This window comes from Motilimonas thetidivivens, assembly GCF_046452435.1.
GTDB lineage: Bacteria > Pseudomonadota > Gammaproteobacteria > Enterobacterales > CBDFNC01 > Motilimonas.
The window spans coordinates 1-293 of sequence record NZ_JBKFDK010000089.1 but is presented as its reverse complement, the minus strand read 5'-3'; the positions used below and the strand labels follow the sequence as shown (position 1 = coordinate 293).

Below are 293 nucleotides of genomic sequence, written 5' to 3'. Positions count from 1 at the left end.
CGATGCCCTTAGGCATAAGCGCTTTCGAGCCAATGACATCAAACGTGTCTTTATTCCCAAAGCAAATGGCAAACAGAGACCGCTGGGCTTGCCCACGGTGGATGATAAATTGGTGCAACAAGGCGTGAGTCAGATATTGCAAAGTATCTGGGAAGCGGACTTTCTGCCCAATAGCTATGGCTACCGACCGAATAAAAGCGCCCATCAAGCGGTGCACAGTTTAGCGTTGAATCTTCAGTTTAAAGGATACGGTTACATTGTGGAGGCCGATATCAAAGGCTTCTTCAACAACC

The 293-nt window shown here is 47.8% G+C and carries 1 protein-coding gene; it reads left to right on the top strand.

Annotated features, from left to right (window positions below; translation table 11 throughout):
• The coding region (locus ACK8OT_RS19370) for a reverse transcriptase domain-containing protein (protein WP_410198145.1) at positions 1–293 on the top strand (293 nt) is incomplete at both ends.